At 43.2% G+C, this 5,128-nt stretch carries 3 protein-coding genes; all 3 read right to left on the bottom strand.

Translation table 11 applies throughout. The features are described from left to right. Positions 1–103: 103 nt before the first annotated feature. The 3 genes from AC805_RS02445 to AC805_RS02435 all read right to left on the bottom strand — a co-directional run bounded on the left by AC805_RS02445 (position 104) and on the right by AC805_RS02435 (position 4,780). Positions 104–2,332 carry a low-complexity tail membrane protein gene (locus AC805_RS02445; protein ID WP_055073954.1) on the bottom strand — a complete coding sequence of 743 codons (2,229 nt, stop codon included), beginning with the start codon at positions 2,330–2,332 and terminating at the stop codon, positions 104–106. Between the two features lie 19 nt (positions 2,333–2,351). Next, positions 2,352–3,500, bottom strand: a complete 1,149-nt coding sequence (locus tag AC805_RS02440; RefSeq protein WP_055073953.1) for a PotD/PotF family extracellular solute-binding protein — start codon at positions 3,498–3,500, stop codon at positions 2,352–2,354. A gap of 113 nt (positions 3,501–3,613) precedes the next feature. Next, positions 3,614–4,780, bottom strand: coding sequence for an ABC transporter ATP-binding protein (locus AC805_RS02435; protein WP_009627768.1), 1,167 nt, complete (start codon positions 4,778–4,780; stop codon positions 3,614–3,616). Positions 4,781–5,128 lie beyond the last annotated feature (348 nt).

Below are 5,128 nucleotides of genomic sequence, written 5' to 3'. Positions count from 1 at the left end.
CAAATTTTAAAAGCCCAAAAGTAAAAGCCTTGCTAAGCAAGGCTTTTACTTTTGGGCTTTGATGCCAAGCTAAGAAATGGCGTAGCCATTTCTTAGCTTGGCATTATTCAAGATCCTTGGGTAAGGGGCGATCGTCGAGCAGGGCTTCTAAATCAGCAAACTCATCGGTATTATCATTGGTCTCAACCTTGGGGCTTTCTGGAGGTTCACTAGCTGATTTGTTAGTGACTTTTTCGCCATTATTTAGCTCTTCTAGTCTTGCTAAAAACTTATCAACTAAAAATTCCTGCACCAAATATTTAGGATCTTTTGTGGTTTGTGCTTCACTCTTAGCAGGAATCTCCGTTGTATTTGCATCAATATCATTCATAGTGGCATCAAGATCGTTAGCAACAATTTCGACATTATTTTTAGCGATATCTTTAGCGATCGCTTCTGCGTCTGACTCAATGTTTAAATTAAGCGACTCGTTAGCAGTTTCCTCGGAAATTGCGTCAGTTTCTTGCCAAGCATCTCCTAGATATTCTTGTAGAATATTTTCAACATAGTCATTGAAGGCGATAAGCTCATCTAACTCATCATCAAAACCTTTCGCTTCGACTATTTCGCTATCAATCAATTCGCTATTAACCAATTCGCTATCAACAATATTTAGTTCTTGAATATTTAGTGCTTGGGTACTCTCTTCATCATCCTTGGTGACTACAGGAACATCCTTAATAACCACAGGCTCATTAAGGATTTCTGTATCTAAAACAAGATCTTCAAGATCTTCAGTTTCTAAATTTACTTCTACTAAAGATTCAGCCGCAATTTCTTGAACGGTAGATTGCCATGAAGTTTCTATTCCCTCAATTTCGCTACTGTCTGAATTAAGAACATCTTTTTGCTCATCTATATCTATATTTATATCTATTGTTTTTTCAATAGATCTGACTTGCTTGAACTCAGTTTCAGCAGGTTCTTGATTTTCAAACTCCTCAACTTCAGGTTGAGATAGAAATGTTTCAACCTGCACATCTGCCAGTAATTCAACTGATAGCAGTTCTTCAGAATGAATAATTTCTTCAGAATAAATAATTTCTTCAGTTAGCTCTATCTCAATCTCAGCCTCTTCAATAACTTCGACAAGCTCTGGATCAGGGACGTTGGACTCAGTAATTATTTCCCTATCTTCTAAAACAACTTCAATAATATTTTCTTCAACGGGATTACTATTTTCTAGTTCTGCAATTTCTTTAGCAATCTGGGTTTCTAAATTCAAATCTAAATTCAAATCTAAATTCAAATTTATACCAGCAATAGGCTCCGATCGCTCTAGTGTAGTTGGGGCTAATTCAGGTTCTTCAAGTTTGTCATCATCTAAAGTTATTACCCTCTCAGATTCTAGGGGTTCTTCGATATCAATACTGACCGCATTCTCAGACTCAATTACAGGTTCAATCTCAGACTCAATTACAGGTTTAATCTCAGGCTCAATTACAGGTTCAATCTCAGACTCAATTACAGGTTCAATCTCAGGCTTGATCGCTGGCTCACTTGTTAGATCTGCGATATTTTCGATATTTTTATCGATATTTTCAGTAATTGCAACTGCATCATCGGGCTCAGATTTCTCAGGATTGGGCGATCCCTGTAGCTCTGGGATGATAGCGGATTGGGATTGAGTGGGATCTTGGGGAACGATCGCTTCTTCTGCAAAAAACTTTAATAGTTGGGGCGACTGCCAACCAATCGTCGTAAAACTATTTTTAATTTTTTCTACGGCAAAGGGTTGCAATCCTAATAGCTCCGACTCATCTGTTAACTTGATCCGTAGAGCTGAAACCCCAGATTGCAGCAAAATATTACTTAATAAAAAGAAAATCTCCGCCCAAACCACGCCCAATAAGCGTAATCCTGTAGGAAAGGGCGCGATCTCTTGAGCTAGGGGAGCCGCAATATAAATTTTGCAAAAGACGGCACTCATCAGCAGCGCCACTGCTGCCGCGATCCATCCTGTTGTATACCAACCATTGCGGCGCTGCTTGAGGAGCGTCAGGATCCGTCGATCGCGATCGCTTAAATTTTGCACTGGTTTAGACACAAACCATAAACTAAATGGCGATATCGGCTGTTGCCATTGCACCCAAGTCACCAAAGCGATCGCAGGAAACCCTAACAAAAAAATCTCAAACCACTCGGGAAATACGGGATCGCCTACGGCTAAACCAGCCATACTCAAAGCCATTAGCCAAGGCACACCTGCGATAAGCGCAATATTTCCCCAAAGAAAAGGAGCATTGCTGAGCGAGATTGGTTCAGTTGGGTTATTGCGATGTGGTGATGTCATAGTAGCGAGCCTAAAAAAACTATCCTAAACCTGTGGTTAAGCGCGTCCAGAAACCATCATAAATTTGAAGGGCTTCGGGCTCGAGTTTGGTAATGCGATCGCATTTGGCAATAATCGTTTCTGATGGCTCCAAAGCCTTAATTGCTTTGAGATCATCAGGAATCAGAGATTTTGCCAGTTTGTTAGTTGTCCCGAAACTATTAGCATCGCTAATTTTGGCCGCAATTTCTGGCTTCATCACATAATTTATCCATGCGTGAGCGCCCTCGATATTCGGTGCGCCTCTGGGAATAGCGATCGTATCCGTCCAAATTGATGTGCCATTATTGGGCAAAACATATTTGACATTCGGATTTTGCCGAGACAAACTAATGGCATCGCCTGAAAACGCCATACACATCATTAAATCCCCCGAAGCAAGAGGATCGCGCCATGCGTCGGTACTGAAATTAGCGATCGCGGGCATTAATTCCCGCAATTTTTGAAATGCATGTTCGATCTGGGTCTCCTCTTTACTGTTGTAGGAATAACCAAGGGTATGCAAAGCCATCCCGATCACTTCACGCGGATCGTTGACTAGCGTAATCCGCAACTTATTTTTATGCTGCCACAGGTAACTCCAATCCGTGGGTTCTTCACCCACGATCGACTTCACAGCCTCGACGTTGTAGGCAATTCCCGTCGTTCCTAAGCTTACGGGAATACTAAATACTGCCCCTCGATCGTGGGGTAATTCTAAATAGTTTGTAGCAATATTAGTCAGATTTGGTAACAGCTTTTTGTTGAGTGGGGCAAGCAGCTTTTTATCCCGCATCTGCGACACCATATAATCGCTGGGGTAAATGATGCTATACCCCGATCGCCCATTCGAGGTTTCTAGCTTTGCTAGCATGACTTCATTCGCATCATAGGCATCGCCAACCACCTTGATCCCCGTTTCCTTCGTAAATCCCTCCAAAACCTCTTGATTGTTGACATAGGTAGCCCAACCATAGAGGTACAAGGTCTTCTTGTCTTGGGTTGCTGGGCGAGTCACGTCCTCACCACCTGCATCGGAAGTTGAGGGGCTCTGATCGAAAATTCCACAGGCAGCGAGAGTAGATGCACTGGCTATAGCTGATGTGGCATAGGCAGTTTGTCTAAGAAATTTTCGCCGAGAGATAAGCATAGATTCTTATTTTGATTAGCTTTTGATTAGCTGGTGAGCTTGGCAAGCATGGATATCGGTGGAGTCTCCGTACTTTACTTTAATATTTAGACTTTAATATTTAGACTTCATATTCAGGAGGTAACAGCGGAGACTACGGTCGTCTTTGGCAGGGCAACACAATCTTCAGGCATCCACGAAACATATACCTGACTATCAAAGGGTGGGGTCTTTTCACCTTGGTGATTGGAGCGGACGAGCATCACTCTAACGGGGGGGACATTTTCACTAGCATGTAAGTCCACGACAAATTGGGAATGGTCTCCTAAATACAGTACGTTATTAAGAATGCCCCGATAGGTATTGTAGGGTTGGTTTGGATATTCGGTGGAGAGCTTTATTTTTTCTGGTCTGACGCTAACGACTGCCTCGGCGATAGGTTGCCAATTGCGGGGCTTGGCAGCGACGATCGCTAAACCCGTGGACGATCGCAATTCGACGAATGCCCCATCCTGCTCGATTACTCGACATTCAAACAAATTCGTTTCGCCGACAAAGTCAGCAACAAAGGCTGAAGAGGGGCGATCGTAGACTTCCGCAGGCGTGCCAATTTGTTCAATGCGACCTTGGTTCATCACCGCAATTCTAGAGGAAATTGCCAGAGCCTCACCTTGGTCGTGGGTGACCATAATAAAGGAAATTCCCAGTTCGTACTGCAAGTTGGACAGCTCGACCTGCATTTCCTTACGCAACTTAAAATCGAGCGCCGCCAAGGGCTCATCTAGCAAGATCACCTTAGGACGGTTAACGAGGGCACGGGCAAGGGCAACTCGCTGCTGCTGTCCACCAGATATTTGACTGGGATAGCGATCGCTCAGGTGGTCGAGACGAACTTGTTTCAGGGCATCCTTAACCCTTTGCTGGATTTCTGGCTTCGGAACCCCTTTCACCGTTAAGCCAAAGGCAACATTATTAAAAATGGTCATATGCCCAAAGAGAGCATAACTTTGGAAAACTGTATTCACAGGACGCTGATAGGCAGGGATATAGGTCATCGGGTTGCCTTGGATGAGCACTTCCCCTGCGGATGGTTCCTCAAAGCCTGCTACAAGTCTTAGTAAAGTCGTTTTACCACAACCTGAAGGTCCCAAGATGCTGAAAAGTTCGCCTCTCTGGACTTGTAGATCTACACCTTGGACAACAGTATTTGTCCCAAACATCTTAAATACTCGCTGTAGCTCTACATCGGGAACTGTACCCGTTGAAGTTGCGAACTGTTTAGCAGTGGTTGATTGTGCCATGTTGTAATGCTCAAACGTCTACTAATCCGTGTCTACTAATCTGATACCAATTCCCAAAAGTGTGGCTACACTTTTGGGAATTGAAAACCAAACCCTTACTGGGTTTTCAAAGCTCAAAATGATGTAGACATTTTGAGCTTTGGTATGAGATCAAAATTTTAGCTGTTTATCGTCATATACCGTCATACAGGATGAAAGCCTAAAATGCAATTAATAAAATGCAATTAAGGTGCGATCGGCAATATGAATAAGTACCTCAGCATAATTAAAATCCAGAGCTAAAACCTGCGGCGCACGCTGCGCGTGCGCCGCAGGTTTTAGGGTTTTATATTTAATTAAGCCCACTTA

The sequence above is a fragment of the Pseudanabaena sp. 'Roaring Creek' genome (assembly GCF_001402795.1).
In the GTDB taxonomy this organism is placed as follows: Bacteria; Cyanobacteriota; Cyanobacteriia; order Pseudanabaenales; family Pseudanabaenaceae; genus Pseudanabaena.
The sequence above is the reverse complement of the archived record's forward strand: the minus strand, read 5'-3'. Positions and strand labels throughout refer to the sequence as shown.

Bases quoted from the DNA above. Each gene is read 5' to 3' on its own strand.
- AC805_RS02445 (WP_055073954.1), bottom strand. From the start codon at position 2,332: ATGACATCACCACATCGCAATAACCCAACTGAACCAATCTCGCTCAGC.
- AC805_RS02440 (WP_055073953.1), bottom strand. From the start codon at position 3,500: ATGCTTATCTCTCGGCGAAAATTTCTTAGACAAACTGCCTATGCCACA.
- AC805_RS02435 (WP_009627768.1), bottom strand. From the start codon at position 4,780: ATGGCACAATCAACCACTGCTAAACAGTTCGCAACTTCAACGGGTACA.